22 protein-coding genes and 1 riboswitch are annotated in these 17,222 nt (G+C 65.2%); of the genes, 18 read left to right on the top strand and 4 right to left on the bottom strand.

Annotated features, from left to right (window positions below):
* Positions 1-46: 46 nt before the first annotated feature.
* From I7X43_RS09005 to tolA, 16 genes are all read left to right on the top strand, one after another.
* Positions 47-874, top strand: coding sequence for a lytic transglycosylase domain-containing protein (locus I7X43_RS09005; protein WP_198100600.1), 828 nt, complete (start codon positions 47-49; stop codon positions 872-874).
* A gap of 26 nt (positions 875-900) precedes the next feature.
* Positions 901-1,008: riboswitch (ZMP/ZTP riboswitch) on the top strand.
* A gap of 48 nt (positions 1,009-1,056) precedes the next feature.
* On the top strand, positions 1,057-2,310 hold the full coding sequence (glyA, locus tag I7X43_RS09000; RefSeq protein WP_198100599.1) for a serine hydroxymethyltransferase: 1,254 nt from the start codon (positions 1,057-1,059) through the stop codon (positions 2,308-2,310).
* 15 nt (positions 2,311-2,325) lie between these two features.
* Positions 2,326-2,769, top strand: coding sequence for a transcriptional regulator NrdR (gene nrdR / locus I7X43_RS08995; protein ID WP_198100598.1), 444 nt, complete (start codon positions 2,326-2,328; stop codon positions 2,767-2,769).
* A 127-nt stretch (positions 2,770-2,896) separates the two neighbouring features.
* The gene (locus I7X43_RS08990) at positions 2,897-3,436 is read left to right on the top strand and encodes a GspH/FimT family pseudopilin (RefSeq protein WP_198100719.1); all 540 of its coding nucleotides are present in this window, start codon (positions 2,897-2,899) and stop codon (positions 3,434-3,436) included.
* Between the two features lie 20 nt (positions 3,437-3,456).
* Positions 3,457-3,906 (top strand): type IV pilin protein, encoded by a 450-nt coding sequence (locus tag I7X43_RS08985; protein WP_198100718.1) that lies wholly within the window; start codon positions 3,457-3,459, stop codon positions 3,904-3,906.
* Between the two features lie 95 nt (positions 3,907-4,001).
* Positions 4,002-4,568, top strand: a complete 567-nt coding sequence (locus I7X43_RS08980; protein ID WP_198100597.1) for a hypothetical protein — start codon at positions 4,002-4,004, stop codon at positions 4,566-4,568.
* The gene (locus I7X43_RS08975; RefSeq protein WP_198100596.1) at positions 4,565-5,788 is read left to right on the top strand and encodes a hypothetical protein; all 1,224 of its coding nucleotides are present in this window, start codon (positions 4,565-4,567) and stop codon (positions 5,786-5,788) included. The genes I7X43_RS08980 and I7X43_RS08975 overlap by 4 nt, the downstream gene beginning before the upstream one ends.
* Positions 5,785-6,213 carry a type IV pilus modification PilV family protein gene (locus I7X43_RS08970; protein ID WP_198100595.1) on the top strand — a complete coding sequence of 143 codons (429 nt, stop codon included), beginning with the start codon at positions 5,785-5,787 and terminating at the stop codon, positions 6,211-6,213. The genes I7X43_RS08975 and I7X43_RS08970 overlap by 4 nt, the downstream gene beginning before the upstream one ends.
* 58 nt (positions 6,214-6,271) lie before the next feature.
* Complete coding sequence (gene ribD, locus I7X43_RS08965) at positions 6,272-7,408, top strand: bifunctional diaminohydroxyphosphoribosylaminopyrimidine deaminase/5-amino-6-(5-phosphoribosylamino)uracil reductase RibD (RefSeq protein WP_246480286.1); 1,137 nt, start codon at positions 6,272-6,274, stop codon at positions 7,406-7,408.
* 50 nt (positions 7,409-7,458) lie between these two features.
* Positions 7,459-8,559, top strand: a complete 1,101-nt coding sequence (gene ribBA / locus I7X43_RS08960) for a bifunctional 3,4-dihydroxy-2-butanone-4-phosphate synthase/GTP cyclohydrolase II (protein WP_198100594.1) — start codon at positions 7,459-7,461, stop codon at positions 8,557-8,559.
* Positions 8,546-9,022, top strand: a complete 477-nt coding sequence (ribH, locus tag I7X43_RS08955) for a 6,7-dimethyl-8-ribityllumazine synthase (protein ID WP_198100593.1) — start codon at positions 8,546-8,548, stop codon at positions 9,020-9,022. Before ribBA ends, ribH begins: the two co-directional genes overlap by 14 nt.
* Positions 9,013-9,489: a transcription antitermination factor NusB gene (gene nusB, locus I7X43_RS08950; RefSeq protein WP_198100716.1), complete on the top strand. Its 477-nt coding sequence runs from the start codon at positions 9,013-9,015 to the stop codon at positions 9,487-9,489. Before ribH ends, nusB begins: the two co-directional genes overlap by 10 nt.
* Before the next feature lie 15 nt (positions 9,490-9,504).
* On the top strand, positions 9,505-9,906 hold the full coding sequence (gene ybgC, locus I7X43_RS08945) for a tol-pal system-associated acyl-CoA thioesterase (protein WP_198100592.1): 402 nt from the start codon (positions 9,505-9,507) through the stop codon (positions 9,904-9,906).
* Positions 9,903-10,592 carry a protein TolQ gene (tolQ, locus tag I7X43_RS08940; RefSeq protein ID WP_198100591.1) on the top strand — a complete coding sequence of 230 codons (690 nt, stop codon included), beginning with the start codon at positions 9,903-9,905 and terminating at the stop codon, positions 10,590-10,592. The genes ybgC and tolQ overlap by 4 nt, the downstream gene beginning before the upstream one ends.
* 3 nt (positions 10,593-10,595) lie before the next feature.
* Complete coding sequence (gene tolR, locus I7X43_RS08935; RefSeq protein ID WP_198100590.1) at positions 10,596-11,024, top strand: protein TolR; 429 nt, start codon at positions 10,596-10,598, stop codon at positions 11,022-11,024.
* A gap of 12 nt (positions 11,025-11,036) precedes the next feature.
* Positions 11,037-11,885: a cell envelope integrity protein TolA gene (gene tolA / locus I7X43_RS08930; RefSeq protein WP_310737545.1), complete on the top strand. Its 849-nt coding sequence runs from the start codon at positions 11,037-11,039 to the stop codon at positions 11,883-11,885.
* Between the two features lie 13 nt (positions 11,886-11,898).
* Here tolA and I7X43_RS08925 read toward each other — a convergent pair whose 3' ends face one another.
* Genes I7X43_RS08925 through I7X43_RS08915 form a run of 3 tightly spaced genes read right to left on the bottom strand, consistent with a single transcriptional unit; the run spans position 11,899 to position 13,805 of the window.
* On the bottom strand, positions 11,899-12,678 hold the full coding sequence (locus I7X43_RS08925) for an HvfC/BufC family peptide modification chaperone (RefSeq protein ID WP_198100588.1): 780 nt from the start codon (positions 12,676-12,678) through the stop codon (positions 11,899-11,901).
* Positions 12,675-13,523, bottom strand: coding sequence for an MbnB/TglH/ChrH family RiPP precursor modification enzyme (locus tag I7X43_RS08920; RefSeq protein ID WP_310737544.1), 849 nt, complete (start codon positions 13,521-13,523; stop codon positions 12,675-12,677). The genes I7X43_RS08925 and I7X43_RS08920 overlap by 4 nt, the downstream gene beginning before the upstream one ends.
* Before the next feature lie 3 nt (positions 13,524-13,526).
* Complete coding sequence (locus I7X43_RS08915) at positions 13,527-13,805, bottom strand: BufA1 family periplasmic bufferin-type metallophore (RefSeq protein ID WP_198100587.1); 279 nt, start codon at positions 13,803-13,805, stop codon at positions 13,527-13,529.
* Between the two features lie 263 nt (positions 13,806-14,068).
* Here I7X43_RS08915 and I7X43_RS08910 point away from each other — a divergent pair, with 263 nt between their 5' ends.
* On the top strand, positions 14,069-15,619 hold the full coding sequence (locus I7X43_RS08910; protein WP_198100586.1) for a methyl-accepting chemotaxis protein: 1,551 nt from the start codon (positions 14,069-14,071) through the stop codon (positions 15,617-15,619).
* Positions 15,620-15,637: 18 nt separating this feature from the next.
* Positions 15,638-15,955: an energy transducer TonB gene (locus I7X43_RS08905; RefSeq protein ID WP_198100585.1), complete on the top strand. Its 318-nt coding sequence runs from the start codon at positions 15,638-15,640 to the stop codon at positions 15,953-15,955.
* On the opposite strand, the gene I7X43_RS08900 is transcribed toward I7X43_RS08905, so the two are convergent.
* Positions 15,937-17,220 carry a 3-deoxy-D-manno-octulosonic acid transferase gene (locus I7X43_RS08900; RefSeq protein WP_198100584.1) on the bottom strand — a complete coding sequence of 428 codons (1,284 nt, stop codon included), beginning with the start codon at positions 17,218-17,220 and terminating at the stop codon, positions 15,937-15,939. The two genes, I7X43_RS08905 and I7X43_RS08900, sit on opposite strands and share 19 nt — an antisense overlap.
* Between the last annotated feature and the right edge of the window lie 2 nt (positions 17,221-17,222).

The raw sequence follows: 17,222 nt of genomic DNA, 5'->3' as shown, positions 1-17,222 counted from the left end.
GGCTGCCCATCGGGCATCCAGTGTCTCATTGACCACTCCTCTGCGCATGACCCGAACCACCTGGCTCCACCACGCGTTGACTCGCTTCGTCCACAGCACGCATCTTTTTGTCCAGGATGTGGGCCATGGCCTGATGGTGGTCAGCCACAACACCCTGGCGCTGCTGGGGCTGGGTGCTGTTTCCATTGCACTGCTGTTTGGCACCCATCCAGAGTTACGCACGGGGCTGGAGTTGCGGGCCCTGGCTTGGTTGAGCGCCCGCCACGATGCGCGAGTGCTGGAGGGGCATGCGGAGGTTGTTCCGGTCCCCGAACCGGAAGCAGCGCAGCGGGTCACCGCGGCCGACCTGACGGAATTGAATCGAAGCCAGGCGACGCTGGCGTCCCACTTGTCACGACGCTACAAAGTGGCGCTGGAACCCATGGCACGCTTGGTGCTCGAAGCCTGGCAAGCGGGAGAGCGAGCCCGCATCGACCCCACCCTGGTGCTGGCCGTGATGGCGGTGGAGTCCTCATTCAATCCGTTCGCCCAAAGCCCGGTGGGGGCTCAGGGCTTGATGCAGGTCATGACCCGCGTGCATGACGACAAATTTGAAGCGTTTGGTGGGCAGCGCGCCGCACTGGATCCAGTGTCCAACCTCAAGGTGGGCGTGCAGGTGCTCAAGGAGTGCATCCAGCGCGCCGGTGGAGTCAACGAGGGCCTACGCTGCTACGTTGGCGCCGTCAATCCGGACGAGGACAACGGCTACGCCGCCCGGGTACTTGCCGAGCAAGAGCAACTGAAGGCGCTGTTGGGCCCCCGCAGCGGCCCCTGGAATGCCAACCGCCCCGCGGCACCGGCATCCCACACGCCGCAGCAAGTCGCGCAATCCTGAGCACGAAGCCTGGCGCCGCTACACTGCCCGCGCTGCGTTACTGGCGATCAAGGGGCTGTGCCCCAGAGGTGGGTTTCCACCGGGAAGCGCGGCCGGGCTGAGCCCGCTTCGTGCCGTTCGCCTGGGCCACCCGCAACACGGCTCCCGTGTGCGCGGGCCCACACCCTTGACCTGACACCGTCATGAGCATCACCCTCTCCCGCCTCGACCTGCCGCAAGCGGATGCCGAACTTTGGGCCGCCATCGCCAACGAAACCCAGCGCCAGGAAGACCACATCGAACTCATCGCCAGTGAGAACTACACCTCGCGCGCGGTGATGCAAGCCCAAGGCAGCCAACTCACCAACAAGTACGCCGAGGGGTACCCCGGCAAACGCTACTACGGCGGCTGCGAGTATGTCGATGTGGCCGAGCAGCTGGCCATCGATCGCCTCAAGCAGCTCTATGGCGCCAATTTCGCCAACGTGCAACCGAACAGCGGCTCGCAGGCCAACCAGGCGGTGTTTCTGGCTCTGCTGAACCCGGGCGACACCATCCTGGGCATGAGCCTGGCCGAGGGCGGCCACCTGACGCACGGCATGTCGCTCAACATGAGCGGCAAATGGTTCAAGGTCGTGAGCTATGGCCTGAATGCCGAAGAGGCCATTGATTACGACGCCATGGAGCGTCTGGCCCACGAGCACAAGCCCAAGCTCATCATCGCCGGCGCCTCGGCTTACAGCCTGCGCATCGACTTCGAACGCTTTGCCAAGGTCGCCAAGGCGGTGGGCGCCTACCTGATGGTGGACATGGCGCACTACGCCGGCCTGATCGCCGCAGGCGTCTACCCCAACCCCGTGCCGCATGCCGACGTGGTCACGTCGACCACGCACAAGAGCTTGCGCGGGCCGCGCGGGGGCGTCATCTTGATGAATGACGAGGCCATCGCCAAGAAAATCAACAGCGCCGTCTTCCCCGGTCTCCAAGGCGGCCCGCTGATGCACGTGATCGCGGGCAAGGCTGTGGCCTTCAAGGAGGCGGCCTCGCCGGACTTCAAGGCCTACCAAGAACAAGTCGTGAAGAACGCCCAGGTGTTGGCCGAAACGCTGACCGCCCGCGGCCTGCGCATCGTCTCGGGCCGTACGGAAAGCCACGTCATGCTGGTCGACCTGCGCCCGATGAACCTGACGGGCAAGGAAGCCGAGGCCCTGCTCGGCGCGGCCCACATGACCTGCAACAAGAACGCGATTCCGAACGATCCGCAAAAGCCCATGGTCACCAGCGGCATTCGCCTTGGCACGCCGGCCATGACCACGCGGGGCTTCCGCGAAGAGCAGGTGCGCCAGGTGGGCAATCTGATTGCCGACGTGTTGGCTGCGCCGCAAGACGCAGCGGTGCTGGAGCGGGTCAAGGCCGAGGTCGCTCAACTGGCCAAGTCCTTCCCGGTCTACGCCTAAGTCCCGCTGCTCCTGATGCGCTGCCCGTTTTGCGCCCACACCGAAACCCAGGTCGTCGAGACGCGCGAGTCCGACGAGGGGGATGTGGTGCGCCGGCGGCGGCGCTGTCACGGTTGCGACAAGCGCTTCACCACCTACGAGCGGGCAGAAATTGCCCTGCCCCTGGTGGTCAAGAAAGATGGCACCCGGGCCGACTTTGACCCGACCAAGCTCCGGGCTTCGATGATGCTGGCGCTGCGCAAGCGGCCGGTGAGTTCCGAGCAAGTGGAAAGTGCCATCGAGCGCATTCAAACCCAATTGCTCACCCTGGGTGAACGCGAGATCAGCTCCACCCGCGTGGGGGAGTTGGTGATGCGCGAACTCAAGCGCATCGACAAGGTGGCCTATGTGCGCTTTGCCTCGGTGTATCGGAACTTCGAGGACATCGATGAGTTCCGGCAATTGATTGGAGAAATCTAGGCACCGCCCCGTTCGGGCCCCGCGGATCCCACGGCCCCCTCAAAAGGGGGCCCCGTTTTGGGGGGCCTGACGTCCCCCTTTTCCATTCTTAGAGTGCGCCCATTCCACAACAGGAGGGGAGCGCACCATGGATCGATCACACCGCCAGGCAGGTTTCACCCTGGTCGAAGCCCTGGTGGCCTTGGCCATCCTGGGCCTCGTGATGGCCATCGCCGCACCGGCGCTGGACCGATGGTTGCTGCGGGTGCGCCACCGGGTACACCTGGAATCCGTGCAGTCCGATCTGCAGTGGGCGCGCCAACTCGCGCTCAGTGGCCATCAACCCATCCAGCTGCGGGTCAACCACTCGACCGCCGGCAGCTGCTACATCCTGTTTGCCGGGCCCCAGCAGGCCTGCAGCTGCCAAGTCGGTGGGGCCGCACAGTGCCTTGATGAAGCTCAGGTCCTGAAAACCCACGACGTGCCCGCAACGTCTCGCTTGCGCTTGAGCGCGACCGCCAGCGCCCTTCGCTTCGAGCCCCGCTACGCCACGGTCACCCCCACTGCGACCTTTTCGATTGCTGCACCGGACGGCGAACGTGGGGACCAAGTGGTGGCCTTGACAGGGCGGGTTCGCACCTGCGTCACCCACCGGTCGCTCTACAACGCACCAGCGTGTGCCGCTTGATTCAGTCCAGGAGAGGAACCATGCAACGCAGAACGCACAAGGGTCGGGGGGTGAGTCTGATTGAACTCACAGTCGCTATGGCCTTGGGCTCAACGGTGGCCGGGATGGCCCTGCCCTCCTGGACCGCGGCGGCCCAGAAAGGCCGGCGTGCCGACGCGCACCAACTGGCCCAACAAATTGAAGCGGCGCAATCTGCGCACTACCTACAGCATCGTCGGTATGCCGATGCCCTGGGCTTGCTGCAGCCGTACGGTGTCCGCGCGGTGTCACCCCGGGGGCATTACGAAGCGCGGCTTCAGTCGGGTGACGCGCAGGGCTACCGCTTGACAATCCAAGCCCTCAGCAGCAGCCCACAGTCCCACGACGGGACCTGCGCCTCGTTTCATCTTGTCAGCACGCGGGGCCACCTGGTCCATGGTGCGCAGGCGGCCAGTGGCTTTGACACCCAGCGCGAGTGCTGGCCCCAATGAAAGCCGTTCGTCACTCCCCTCGATCAGGGTACGGTATGCGCGCGGGGCGGCTGAGCCGAGTCCGTCAATGCGGCGTCAGCGTGCTGGAGCTGCTGATGGGTACTTTTGTGGGGCTCTTTGTCCTGGGGGGCGCCAGCAGCCTGACCCTGGGGCAAGCCCAAACGCACCGGAACACCCACCTGCAATTGCGCTTGCAGGACGAGGTGCGCGCGACGCTGCGCATTCTGGAACGCGAAGTGCAACGCGCGGGCATCGGTCTGGCGGAAGCCGAAGCCTACGGACCGGAGGGGACCGTGTATATCTCCCCCGAGCCTCCAACCCTCAACCTACGCCACCGCTTACCGGACAGCACAGAAGGGACGGTTCAACTCCGCGCCGTTCGACTGCGAGAGGGGCAGCTCGAGATGCGGGTTAACGATGGCGGGTTCCAACCGCTGACGGATCGGTCTCTGCTTCACGTGCGCCGTTTCGATCTCCAAATTGAGCATCACCCCAGTCACCCGGTGCACGAAACAGGGGCCTGCGCAGCCACGCCGACACTGGTGGAACGCCACGTTCGCCTTCAGATGGAGGCCCACGTTCGCGGCGACCCCCACGTGATGGAGTCGCGCACCTTGGCCCTCGCCCTCCCCCCGATTCTGTTGACCCCGGTTTGCCCATGACACCACAGACCGCACGTTCCCAGCGCGGCCTGGCCACGCTCGTCTCGGTTCTGGCCCTGCTGTTGGGCGCCGCCCTGATGTCGGTGTACGCCCAGCGCCACGAAGTGCTGGCCCAACGCATGGTGCAACTCGACCTCGAATGGGTACGTGCCCAGACGGCCGCAGAAAACGGCCTTCGGACCCTTCACCAACTCCTCAATCGCGAGTCAGGATGGCCCGGCTGCTCGCCGTCCGGGTTGAGCGCTCGGGAACTGTGGCTGGACCCCACTGCCAACGGCGCATGGTCGCTCAAATTGACAGACGCCGAGGCGGTTGCCTTGCATTGCCGCCTGGGCACGCAGGGGTCTTGGCAGTGCGCCTGCCCCGGACAACCGGAATCAGGCGAAGCCACCGACCCCGGGGCGGACCACGCTGCGACGGTTCAGTTGCGCTTGAGCCCCAGTTCGCAGGGCCTGAGACTCCGGGCCCAAGCCTGCACGCGAGTCGACACCGTTTGCGCGGCCTCAGTGCCCGCAGCGGACGTGGGTCTGGTGGCGTCAGCCCGGATCAGCGAACAAGTGCGTTGGGTCAGCGCGCTGGCCAACACGCCGGGCGTTGCCCTGTCCATCCAAGGACGACTCTCCACCCATGCCGGCGTCCGGATCGAAAGCGCAACCGCCATTGGCCCCTGGATTCGCGTGGGTGCCCCATGGGAATCTGCCGCTCAGAACCTGATCGCGCCGCCCGGCATTCCCGCCGACACCTTGGTACAGCTTGACAGCAGCACCGCCCCGCAAGACGCCCAGGATTTCCTCATGCCCTGGCTGGGCGTGTCCCCGGCTGAGTTCCCGAGCCTGTTGCAACTCCAGCCGCTGCGCTGCGCGGACGACTGCGCCGATGCCTTGGTGCAGCGTGTGGCCCAGGGTGAACGCTTGATCTGGGTCGATGGGCCGTTGACCATCGGCCGACCCGTCACGCTGGGGCGCCCCGATCGCCCGATCTTGGTTGTGGCCTCCGGCGCCGTGACCGTGGGGGCGCCCCTGGTCCATCACGGGCTATTGGTAGCGGCAGCGGGCGGCCAGTGGGTGGGCGGGGGCGAACTTCATGGCGGCTTGTTGTCGGCTGGGGACTGGGTGTTTGCCGGCCCCACCCAAGTCGTTGCCACACCGCAGCATCTGACCTCGCTCGCGCGACACGTGGGGCGTTGGGTCCGCTTCCCGGGCGGACGGGAGTCAACATGAGCCCCCGCCCCACCCATTCCTGTCGGGGGGTGACCCTGCTCGAAGCCTTGATGGCACTCCTGATCAGTTCCGTCGGACTTCTCGGGCTGTCCGCGGTGCAGGCCCAGGTTCAACGCGGCGCGACCCAATCAAGGCAGGTGGCGCAGGCAACCCACCACTTGCAGCAGGCCTTGGCCCATGCGCTGGACCCGAGCCACATGCCTGCCCCCGATATGCCGCAAGGGCTCGAGTTGACGGTCACGCTGGAGACCGACGAGGGCGGTGTGGCGGGCCGTTTGGTGCGGGGTCAGGTGCTCTGGCAAGACGCAACGGGCGTGACCCACCACTTGCACCTGGCACAGGTGGCGCCGCTTCCCGACGCCCGACTCAGCGCGCGCGAGCGCCTGTCGCCTGCGGGCCCGGGAGCACCTCCCGCGTCGCCCTGACGGCGCTCCAACCGCGTGAGCCCGGTCCGCACACGCCCTGTAGCCCTAGACTGATCGAATGGGCTTGACCACCGCACCCCTCGCCAGTTTCTTCCCCGTGGCTCAACCGGAAGCCGCCATGCAGGCGGCGCTTCAGTTGGCGCACCACGCCATTGGTCTCTCCGATCCGAATCCCCGCGTCGGCTGCGTGATCGTTGATTCAGCCGGCCGTCTGCTGGGGCAAGGCCACACGCAGGCCGCAGGGGGGCCGCATGCGGAGGTGATGGCGCTGCAGGACGCCGAAGCCCGGGGGGAAGACGTACGAGCTGCCACCGCCTATGTCACGCTGGAGCCCTGCGCCCATCACGGGCGAACGCCGCCTTGCTGCGATGCACTCGTCCGAGCGGGCCTGCAGCGGGTCGTCGTGGCACTCGAAGATCCCAACCCCCTGGTGGCCGGTCAGGGCCTCGCGCGGCTTCGTGCGGCGGGAATCGACGTCGAGGTCGGGCCGTGTGCCGCCGAAGCCGCGGAGCTCAACATTGGTTTTCTGACCCGCATGCGAACGGGGCGTCCCTTTGTGCGGTTGAAGTGGGCCGCCAGCCTCGATGGCCGGACCGCCCACCCGGATGGTCACAGTCAATGGATCACCGGGCCTGCCGCACGCGAAGACACGCAGCGCTGGCGGCGCCGCGCCAGTGCCTTGCTCACGGGCATCGGCACGGCACGGGCAGACAACCCAAGGCTCAACGTCCGTCTCCCCATTGCCAAGCAGCCGTTGCGCGTCTTGTTGGACGCTCGCTTGGACTTGTCGCCCGATGCGAACCTGCTCCACGCCCCCGGTGCGCTGCGCGTATTCCATGGCCTAGAGGCCGATGCCCAGCGCGCACAGTCGCTCCGCGACGCCGGCGCCCAGCTTGAATCGATGGCACTCGATGCCCAAGGCCGCTTGCCCGTCATGCCAGTTTTGGCGCAACTGGGCGCGCTCGGCATGAACGAAGTCCATGTTGAAGCCGGTGCCCGGCTCAATGGCAGCTTTTTTGAAGCGAATGCCATCGATGAGGTGCTCTTGTATGTAGCCCCTCGCATCCTGGGAGCCGGCCTGCCTTGCCTTGAAACCCTTCGGCCCAGCCCCCTTGACGACGCCGGCCGCTGGCACTGGATGGACGTGCATCCGGTGGGTGACGACTTGCGCCTGCGACTGAGGCCTCGGCGCTAGGCACGCCACTCAGGGTCTCCCCGGGGGCGCCCGACTAGAATCGCGCCCCTATGCCCATGTCCTCCATCCCCGAACTGGTCGCCGAACTGGCCGCCGGCCGTATGGTCGTTCTCATTGACGACGAAGACCGTGAAAACGAAGGTGACTTGGTTCTCGCGGCAGACTGTGTCACGCCCGAAGCCATCAACTTCATGGCCAAGTTCGGCCGTGGCTTGATCTGCCTGACGCTGACCAAGGAGCGTTGCGAGCGACTGCAGCTGCCGCCCATGACCCGCCGCAACGGCACGCAGCACGGCACGGCCTTCACCGTGTCCATTGAAGCAGCAACGGGCGTCACCACGGGCATCTCCGCAGCAGATCGCGCCCGCACGGTCCAAGCCGCCGTGGCTGCCGACGCCCAGCCCCAGGACTTGGTGCAACCCGGTCACATCTTCCCGCTGCAGGCCCAAGACGGCGGCGTTTTGATGCGCGCCGGGCACACCGAAGCGGGTTGTGATTTGGCCCGCATGGCGGGCTTGAGCCCCGCAGCGGTGATCTGCGAAATCATGAACGACGACGGCACCATGGCCCGCCTACCGGACTTGGAGCAGTTCTGCGCAGAACATGGGCTCAAGATCGGCACCATCGCCAGCCTGATCGAATACCGCAGCCGTCATGAGACCTTGATTGACGTGGTGCACCAGCGCCCGCTCACCACCCGCCACGGCTCCTTCACCGCGACGCTGTACCGCGACCGCAGCGGCGGCGAACACCTGAGCTTGCACAAAGGGAGCTGGACGGTCGCCGAGGAGGTACCGGTCCGTGTTCACGAGCCCCTGTCGGTTCTGGACGTGCTGGAAGTCGACAGCGCCCGCCACTCGTGGCCCTTGGACGCGGCTTTGGCAGAGCTGGCCCAAAGCCCAGCCGGCGTCGCCGTTTTGCTCAATGTGGGCTCGGGAGACCTGAGTGCCCAGTTTGGTGCCGCAACACAGGCGCCGGCTGGCAGCGTGGGGGATGTCCGAATTTATGGTGTCGGCGCCCAAATCTTGCGCCACCTTGGGGTGCACCGCATGAGGCTGCTCGGCAGCCCGCGGCGCATGCCCAGCATGGCAGGCTTCGGGTTGGAAGTCACCGGCTTCGTCGCCAAAGAGGGCTCGCATGCAGCACGCTGATCGCGGAACTCAGGAAGTCCGGGGGGATGGACTTCGGATCGGCTTGGTGCGCTGCCGCTTCAATGACGCGTTGACCTCGGCCTTGCAACAAGCGTGCGAAACCGAACTGACGCGCCTGGGGGCCCGTGTGGTGGCCCGAGAAGAAGTTCCAGGGGCATTGGAAGCGCCCTTGGCATTGCAGGCCTTGGCGCGTCAAGGCCAGGTGGATGCGCTGGTGGTGTTGGGCTGTGTCATTCGCGGGGAAACCTATCACTTTGAACTGGTGGCCAACGAAAGTGGCGCTGGGGTAACGCGGGTGGGCTTGGACCATCACCTACCCATCGCCAATGTCATCCTGACGGTCGAAAACGAAGCGCAGGCTTGGGCTCGCGTTGAAAAAGGGCGTGAAGCCGCTCAAGTCGCCGTGGAGATGGCGCGCCTGGTGGAGCGGCTGGCTCCTCATCAAAACGGAGAATCCCTGTGACCGCTGCGCCCACCAAGACCCGACAAGCCCGACGCCAATCGCGCCAGGTGGCGCTGCAAGGCCTCTATCAGTGGCTGCTCACAGGCGACGATGCCGGCGCGATCGATGCCCATTTGCGAGACCAAGCGGCCTATCACAAGTGCGATCAAGCTCATCTGGACTTGCTGCTGCACGGCTGCATTCGGGAGGCGGCAGCGCTTGATGGCGCCTTGGCGGCCCACGTGGATCGCCCGACCAAAGACCTCTCCCCCATCGAGCACGCCGCGCTGATGATTGGCGCGTACGAGTTGCACCACTGCTTGGACGTGCCCTACAAGGTCGTCATCAACGAGGCCGTGGAATTGGCCAAGGGCTTTGGCGGCACCGATGGCCACAAGTACGTCAACGGAGTGCTGGACCGCGTGGCCGCGCAGGTGCGGCAGGCCGAAGTGCAAGCGGCTCGTCAAGCCCCTCGCCCTCGCGGTTGAGAAGCCCGATCTGACGTGTTCACGCTGACCCAACGGGTGTTTTGGGAGGACACCGACGCCGGCGGCGTCGTGTACTACGCCAACTACTTGCGGTTCCTGGAACGCGCGCGGAGCGAGTGGCTACGCAGCCTGGGCGTCCACCAAGAATCCCTGCGCCAGGACCCCGGCTGCCAATTTGTGGTGACCGAAGTGCACGCGCGGTACCTCAAGCCGGCCCGCTTGGATGACCTGATTACCATCTCCGCTCGGCTCGCCACGCTGGATCGCGTGCGCTTGTGTTTCGCACAAGACATTCGCCGCGGTGATGAGGTCCTATTGCAGGCCGATGTGCACGCAGCCTGTGTCAATGCCCAAACCCTGCGCCCCATGCGGCTCCCGCCCGCGATATCCACGCTATTGGCCCCTTCGACTCCATGAATCAAGACCTCTCGATCTTCGCGCTGGTGGCCCAGGCCAGCTTGGTTGTTCAACTGGTGATGGCCGCTTTGTTGTTGGTATCGGTGGCCAGCTGGAGCGTCATCTTCAGCAAGCTCTTTGGCCTGGCCAAAGTGAAGCGGGCCAACGAAGCCTTCGAGCAGGACTTTTGGAGTGGGCGCAATCTCAACGACCTGTACACCGCCGTGCACAACAAGCCGCAGGGTGCGCCGCTCGAACGCATCTTTGCCTCGGGCATGCGCGAGTTCCTGAAGCTGCGGGAACGCCGCATGACCGACCCAGGCGCCATGCTCGACGCCGCCCGCCGCGCCATGCGGGCCAGCTATCAGCGCGAAATGGATGCACTGGAGTCACACCTGTCGTTCCTGGCCTCGGTGGGCTCGGTTTCGCCCTACGTGGGCCTGTTCGGCACCGTCTGGGGCATCATGCACGCCTTCGTGGGGCTGTCGAATTTGCAGCAGGTGACGCTGGCCACGGTGGCCCCTGGCATTGCAGAGGCCCTGGTCGCAACCGCAATTGGTCTCTTTTCGGCCATCCCGGCTGTGATCGCCTACAACCGGTTTGCGCGCCAGATTGACCGCAGCGCCATCACCTTGGAAACCTTCATCGAAGAGTTCTCCAACATCCTGCAACGCAATGTCAGCGCCCCGGCGCCGCAGCAGGGGTAAGCCATGCCTGCGATGGCCCAACGGGGAGGCGGACGCCGCCGCACCATCAACGAGATCAACATGGTTCCGTTCATCGACGTGATGTTGGTCCTGTTGATCATCTTCATGGTCAGTGCCCCGCTCATCACGACCGGGCTGGTGGACGTGCCCAGCGTGGGCAAGAGCCGGGCGCAGCCGGAACAGGTGCTGCAGGTGCTGATCGATGCCCAGGGCAAGCTGAAGTTCAAACGTGACAAGGAAGAACCCGAGGCCCTGGACCTGAGTGCCTTGGTCTCGCGGGTCAAGTCAGCACAGGGCGGGAATGCCAACATCCCCGTTGTCATTGCTGCGGACCGCAAAGTCCAGTACGAGACCGTGGTTCAGGTCATGGACAAACTGCAATCGGCCGGCGTCTTGCGGGTGGGCTTGTCGGTCAAACCCACGGGCCGGTAAGCCATGGCTGGCGTGCACGTCCTGCGCCCCGATCCCCGTCCAGAACTCGGACGGGGCGTGGCCTTGGCAGTCCTGGCGCACCTGGGTCTCGTTGTCGCGCTCAAGGCGGGACTTGCGTGGCGCAGCCATGCTGAACCCGCATTGGAGGCGGAGTTGTGGTCCGCCATCCCGGAAGCGGCGGCACCGCGCGCCGAAGAACCCGAGCCCGTCACGCCGCCCCCGCCTCCGCCCCAGCAGGCCAAGCCCCAACCCTTACCGACTGAAGCACTGCCAGACGCCGCCATCGCCCTTGAGCGAGAAAAGAAGAAACGCGAACAGGCCGAACGGGAGCGACTGGAACGGTTGGAGCGCGAGCGGCGCGAAGCTGAAAAGCTCAAACGCGAAAAAGCCGAGGCCGAGCAGCGCCGCAAAGATGAATTGGCCCGCGCCGAGCGCGACAAGGCCAAAGCTCAGGAGCAAGAGAAAGCCCGTGAGCGCGAAGCCCAGCGCCGCGCCGAGGTCCAGCGACAGGAAAACCTGCGGCGCATTCAAGGCATGGCGGGGGCATCTGGAGGGCCTCAGGCCACCGGCACAGCACTGCAAAGCAGCGGCCCAGCGTCCAACTATGCAGGCCGGATCAAAGCGCGGGTACGCCCGAACATTGTGTTCGGCGAGACGGTAGCGGGCAATCCGGTGGCGGAAGTCGAGGTGCGCTGCGCACCCGATGGCCTGATTCTTTCGGCCAGGCTGGCCAAGGGCAGTGGACACCCCGGTTGGGACCAAGCGGTGCTGCGCGCCGTTGAAAAAACGGAGCGTTTGCCCCGCAATGAAAACGGCCAAGTCCCCAGCAGTTTGATCCTCAGTTTCAAACCGAACGAGTAGCGCCCAAAGGCCGTCACCGGGCACCCGATTCCAACGCAGGCCCGGTCCCCACGATCCACCCCCTCGCCAGAGCCGTTTGGAGGGCGCACCGCGCATCGAAACTGGAGCAACCCATGGCTTGCCGCCGCAGCGCGGCCCCCAAGGCCATGCCGTAGGCCAGATCGTCCAACCACGCCGCCCAACTGCGGGGCAATCCGGCCCAGCACGGGCGCCCATGCTCGCGCCACACCAATGCATCCGGATGGCACTCGCCCCACTCTGGCGCGCCACCGACGACGGCGGCGGGCCAGGCGACCAGGGGGAGATGAAACCGTCGCAGGTGCATGCTCAGTCGAACCGGTTCATCGTCCCCGACCCGGAGTTGATCCGCCAGGTCCCCCGCTGGCCGTTCATCGGCATCGAGCCCGCAGGCCTGCAAAGCCCAGTCCAGTTGGGCCAGCGCGGGGAGGTCGTCCGTCATGCCGGGCAGGGACGCAAGAAAAACCGGCAACTCCGCGCCCCAGACATTCAAGTCCCCGCATCCGGGTGGGTGGCGCCTGGCAAAGGCCCACGCCAACCCAGAAAAATCATTCGGCCCCAGCACCGCCTCTAGACGCGGGAACGCGGCGCTCAACACCCGGACGCTCAGCGCCTTGGCATGTTCCCGGTAGGCCGAAAACCCGCGCAATACGCCGTGCCGGCCCACGGGGGCCATGCCCGCCTGAATCAATGCCGCCTCACGCGCGGCATCCGCCATCCCGTCGCCCCAGATGAGATGGACCAGGGCGCTCTGTGCGTGTTCGAGCGATGTCATGGGAGCACGGCCCTTGCTTCGGCCTCAGCCCGCGCCGCTTCGGCCACCAACACCGCCAGCTCCGGCACCGCTTGATCCCACTCCACCAGCGTGGGCACCGGCCCCAAGTGCTGGATGGCCACTCGATACAGCGCCCAGACTGGCTCCGGCACCCGACTGCCGTGGTCATCCACCGCAAACCCGTCGGCCAGCACGGTGTGACCCGCCACATGAATCTCGGCCACGCTGCCTGGGCGCAGGGCCCGTACCCAGGCCTCGGGACAACACCCCGCCCGTGCGGAACCCCGGTTGTGGGCATTCACCACGAGGTTGTTGACGTCCAAAAGGAGTTGGCAGCCCGTGCGCTGGGTCAGCGCATTGAAAAATTCAGGCTCCTCCAAGGTGTCCTCCGCCCAACCCAAATACGCGCTCAGGTTTTCGATGGCGATCACGCGCTTCAGCCGCTCTTGAACCTGATCCACGGCCGCAGCCAGGAGGTTCAACCCGCGATCACTAAAGGGAATGGGGAGTAAGTCTGCGGCGTGTTGGAAGCCGCCCACCCCCGCCACCCGTCCAAAACAAGCGTGGTCGGAAACCAACCACGGTTCGACGGCGGTCACCAGATCGTTCAGTTGGTTCAAATGCCCAGGGTCCACACCCGCCGCCGAGCCCAGCCCCAGGCCCACGCCATGCAGGCTCAGCGGGTAATGCTGCCGCGCCTGGCGCAACAGCGCCTGCGCGGCACCACCCGACCCGAAAAAATTCTCGGAATGGACCTCAAGGAAGGGCAAGCGGGGAAGGTCTTCGAGCACTTGGCGGTAATGCGGCTGCCGCCAGCCGATGCCGCACCCGCCGGCCAACGCCACGATTTACTTGCCCGCTTTGGCCTTGGCCTCTTCGGTGGACATTCCGCCCAGCTTCTTGCACTCACCCTTGGGAACAAACTTCCACTCGTCAGGCGCGTTGTCCACCTTGGCTTGCCCCGCGCAAGAGTGTTTGCCACTCAGGTTGGCACAGTCGTTTTGGCCGGCCTTGGCAATGCCATAGCACTTCTCTTTGGGACCGGATTGGGCCTGCACGGGGTCAGTGGCCCCCAGCCCCATCGCGGCGCCCAACGCCGCCAAGACCCATCGCTTGTTTCCGTCCATCACCGTCTCCTTGCAGAAAAAAGGCCGGGCCTCAGGCGCCGCTGTCGAAGTCCCTTGATTGTGCGGTGTCCCCCCGATACGCATTGGCACCACCCGCCCGCCCCGGCCGCCCAGCGACGTTACAACCCGGTTTCGCTGCATCGGGGCTGCAAAAATCCCCGGACCAGTGACAGAACCCGCATTTCCAGGGCTTTCTCGGGGGAAAACAGCCTAGAGCCTGGGTAGCATGTGCGCCGTCTCCCCCCATTCATGGGATCGCCTTCATGAGTTTCTTGAATCAATTGCGGATTGGCCAGCGGCTGGGTCTGAGCTATGGCCTGCTCATCGTGTTACTGGTATTGATCGGTGCCTACGGGGCCCAAAGTGCCTCTGGGCTGGCCAAGGATTTGGATCAAACGGCCAATGTCAGTCTGGTCAAGATTTCAGCGGTCCAGGGCGTTGAAGCCCAAATCAGTGTTCTCGCTCGGGCCAGTCGTGACCTGCTGTTGCTCGATTCCGCCAATCAGATCAAGAAGCAAAAAGCTGCCATGGATGCAGCCCTTGACGACTTGAACAAACAGTTTGGTGCACTCGAGTCCTCCTCAGCCAGCGATGACGAGAAAGCCCTGCTGGATCAAATGCGCGAGCGCAAGGAAAAGTTGCTGGCGGCGATCAATAAGTTTCGGGGCATTCAAAAGGACGGCAGCCCTGACGAAGCCCGCGAAAGTTTGATTGCCGACATTCGCCCGGCGCAAAACGCGTTCCAAGAGAGCCTGAAGGCCATGGTGGACCTGCAATTCAAGGCCGCCCACGATTTGGCGGAACAAGGCTCGGCCGTCGCCAACCGGGCCATGATGATGACCATTGGGTTGGTGCTGATCGCCGTTTTGGTCGGCGCTGGGGGGGGGTGGGCGATCTCCCGCTCCATCATGCGCCCTGTTCGTGAAGCTCAGCGGACGGCGGAAGCGATTCGGGCGGGCGACTTGACGCACGACGTGCGCAGTGAGGGCTCGGACGAAATGGCCCAAATGCTGCGCTCCATGCGTGAAATGCAGGAGGCCCTGTCCGGCGTGCTGGCCAGCGTTAACTCTGCGGCGCACGAGGTTTCGACCAATGCCCAGGCCATCGCTGGCAGCAACCATGAACTGTCGGAGCGCACTTCGCGGTCGGCCGGCAACTTGCAGACCACAGCCGCTTCGGTGGAGCAGATCGCCGCCAATCTCAGCGGCGCCAGCGACCTGACGCGCAAAGCAGCCAGCATTGCCTCACAGGCTCGCAGTTCGGCGTCGACCGGTGGCACTGTGGTGGAGCAGGTGGTGCGAACGATGCAGGAAATCAGCGCGAGTTCGCGCAAGATTGGCGACATCATTGGTGTGATCGACGGCATCGCCTTTCAGACCAACATCCTGGCGTTGAATGCCGCCGTCGAAGCCGCGCGCGCAGGCGAGCACGGCAAGGGTTTTGCGGTGGTGGCCTCGGAAGTGCGCGCCCTCGCCTCGCGCGCAGCGGAAGCTGCCAAAGAAATCAAGGTGCTGATTAGCGAATCGACCGTGAAGGTCGAAAACGGCACCACGCTGGTGAATAACGCCGGTGCGACCATTCGCGAGGTGGTGGAAGAAGTCAATCACATGGGCCAATTGATTGAAGACATTTCCCTGTCGGCCCAAGAGCAAGCGGGCGGGGTTCAAGTGGTCAATCAAGCCATGAATGAACTGGATCGCAGCACCCAGCAAAATGCCGGCTTGGTGAACGAACTCAGCCGCAACGCCGAAGCCCTGACGGACAGCTCAGCCCGTTTGGTTCAAGCGGTCGCGTACTTCAAAACTCACAACTGATTCGACAGGAGAGAAACGATGAAATGGCTCGCTCGGGCGATGGCAGTGGGGCTCATGATGGCCCTGGGAGTGGCCATGGCCAGCCCGAAAGTCCTGAAAAAAGTCCCGCCGGAATTCCCAGCGGAGGCCGCGCGCAAGGGCATCAATGCGGGGTCGGTCAAGGCAAAACTGACCATTGGCCCGGACGGGGCGGTGACCGATGTGGAAATCCTCGAAGCCGAACCCAAGCGCGTGTTTGACAAGGCCTCGATCGAAGCCCTCAAGGGTTGGAAGTTCGAAGGCACCGGTCAGAAGGAAACCCTCGAAATCAAGTTGGTCTATCGCAACGAAGACTGATGAGGGACGGGGCCGAGCACCCGCTCGGCCATGCGATCGGCGGCACCGCGGTGGGCCGCCGCGAAAGCTAGAGCGGCCTCGCGCATGGTGTGCAAGGCCGCTTTGTCTTGGAGGAGCTGCTGAGCCAAGCTCAGTGCCTCCCGGGCGCTGGCCACCTGCCGCGCCGCGCCGGCCGCGATCGACAGTTCTGCGGCTTGTGCGAAATTGAAGGTACTCGGCCCGACCACCAGTGGGCAGCCACACGCTGCGGCCTCAATGAGGTTGTGGGCGCCATAGGGCCCGAAACTGCCCCCCAGCAGCGCCACATCCGCCAGCCCGTAATAGAGCGGCATTTCTCGCATGGAGTCGCCCAACCACAGCGATTGGGTTTGCGCCTGAGCATCGGGGCCGCCATCGCCCCATTGCGACCGTCGCGCGGGGGCCCCCAAGAGTTGGGCCACCTCTTCGAAGCGCTGCGGGTGCCGCGGCACAACCAGCAATCGCGGACGCGGCTGCGGCAACTCGTGCCAAGCGGCCAGCAGGGCCTCCTCCTCCCCTTCGCGCGTAATGGCCGCCAACAGGACGGGCGTACTGGCGTGCCGCCACGAACGGCCTCGCGCCACCAAGCTCGCGGCGGGTTCGGCATCGAACTTGAGATTGCCCGCCACCTCGACGTGCGAGACGCCCATTTCGACGAGTCGCCGCGCGTCGGCGGGCGATTGGGCCTGTGCCCCCGCCAATCGCCGCGCCGCACCGCCCAGCAACGCCGCAAACCGGCGACCTTGGCGCAGGCTTTTGTCGCTCAGCCGAGCGTTGACGAGGTGGATCGGGGGCGCCAGCGGGGACGCCAGCAAATTGGGCCACACCTCGGTTTCCATCAGGAGGCCCAAGCGCGGCTGCCAGTGACGATAAAAGCGCGCCACCGCGCCCGGCGTGTCGATGGGCAACCAGGCCAGCGCATCGCCGTCGCGGAGCAGGGTTTGCGCGGCCTCTCGCCCCGTGGCCGTCGTTTGCGTCAGCAGCAGCCGCAACCCCGGCTCGCGACGGCGCAGGGCTTCAATCAGCGGCTGGGCTGCCCGGGTCTCACCCAGAGACACCGCGTGCAGCCACACCCACCCCGCGGCTGGGGTGGAACGGCGGTAACACCCCAGTCGCTCCAATAGATTGACGCGGTACCCTGGTTCCTGCCGGCCCCGCCACCACCAACGCGCAAGCAGCGCGGGCGCGGCCAAGCGCAGGACCGCACTCCACAGCAGCAGTGCGGCCCGCTCGCGCAGTGTGGGCATGG

Source organism: Inhella gelatinilytica, assembly GCF_016093295.1.
GTDB classification, from domain to species: Bacteria; Pseudomonadota; Gammaproteobacteria; order Burkholderiales; family Burkholderiaceae_C; genus Inhella; species Inhella gelatinilytica.
The sequence above is the reverse complement of the archived record's forward strand: the minus strand, read 5'-3'. Positions and strand labels throughout refer to the sequence as shown.

Coding starts and splice junctions, on each gene's coding strand:
- I7X43_RS09005 (WP_198100600.1), top strand. CDS start 47: ATGACCCGAACCACCTGGCTCCACCACGCGTTGACTCGCTTCGTCCAC.
- glyA (WP_198100599.1), top strand. CDS start 1,057: ATGAGCATCACCCTCTCCCGCCTCGACCTGCCGCAAGCGGATGCCGAA.
- nrdR (WP_198100598.1), top strand. CDS start 2,326: ATGCGCTGCCCGTTTTGCGCCCACACCGAAACCCAGGTCGTCGAGACG.
- I7X43_RS08990 (WP_198100719.1), top strand. CDS start 2,897: ATGGATCGATCACACCGCCAGGCAGGTTTCACCCTGGTCGAAGCCCTG.
- I7X43_RS08985 (WP_198100718.1), top strand. CDS start 3,457: ATGCAACGCAGAACGCACAAGGGTCGGGGGGTGAGTCTGATTGAACTC.
- I7X43_RS08980 (WP_198100597.1), top strand. CDS start 4,002: ATGGGTACTTTTGTGGGGCTCTTTGTCCTGGGGGGCGCCAGCAGCCTG.
- I7X43_RS08975 (WP_198100596.1), top strand. CDS start 4,565: ATGACACCACAGACCGCACGTTCCCAGCGCGGCCTGGCCACGCTCGTC.
- I7X43_RS08970 (WP_198100595.1), top strand. CDS start 5,785: ATGAGCCCCCGCCCCACCCATTCCTGTCGGGGGGTGACCCTGCTCGAA.
- ribD (WP_246480286.1), top strand. CDS start 6,272: ATGGGCTTGACCACCGCACCCCTCGCCAGTTTCTTCCCCGTGGCTCAA.
- ribBA (WP_198100594.1), top strand. CDS start 7,459: ATGCCCATGTCCTCCATCCCCGAACTGGTCGCCGAACTGGCCGCCGGC.
- ribH (WP_198100593.1), top strand. CDS start 8,546: ATGCAGCACGCTGATCGCGGAACTCAGGAAGTCCGGGGGGATGGACTT.
- tolQ (WP_198100591.1), top strand. CDS start 9,903: ATGAATCAAGACCTCTCGATCTTCGCGCTGGTGGCCCAGGCCAGCTTG.
- tolR (WP_198100590.1), top strand. CDS start 10,596: ATGCCTGCGATGGCCCAACGGGGAGGCGGACGCCGCCGCACCATCAAC.
- I7X43_RS08925 (WP_198100588.1), bottom strand. CDS start 12,678: ATGACATCGCTCGAACACGCACAGAGCGCCCTGGTCCATCTCATCTGG.
- I7X43_RS08915 (WP_198100587.1), bottom strand. CDS start 13,805: ATGGACGGAAACAAGCGATGGGTCTTGGCGGCGTTGGGCGCCGCGATG.
- I7X43_RS08910 (WP_198100586.1), top strand. CDS start 14,069: ATGAGTTTCTTGAATCAATTGCGGATTGGCCAGCGGCTGGGTCTGAGC.
- I7X43_RS08905 (WP_198100585.1), top strand. CDS start 15,638: ATGAAATGGCTCGCTCGGGCGATGGCAGTGGGGCTCATGATGGCCCTG.
- I7X43_RS08900 (WP_198100584.1), bottom strand. CDS start 17,220: ATGCCCACACTGCGCGAGCGGGCCGCACTGCTGCTGTGGAGTGCGGTC.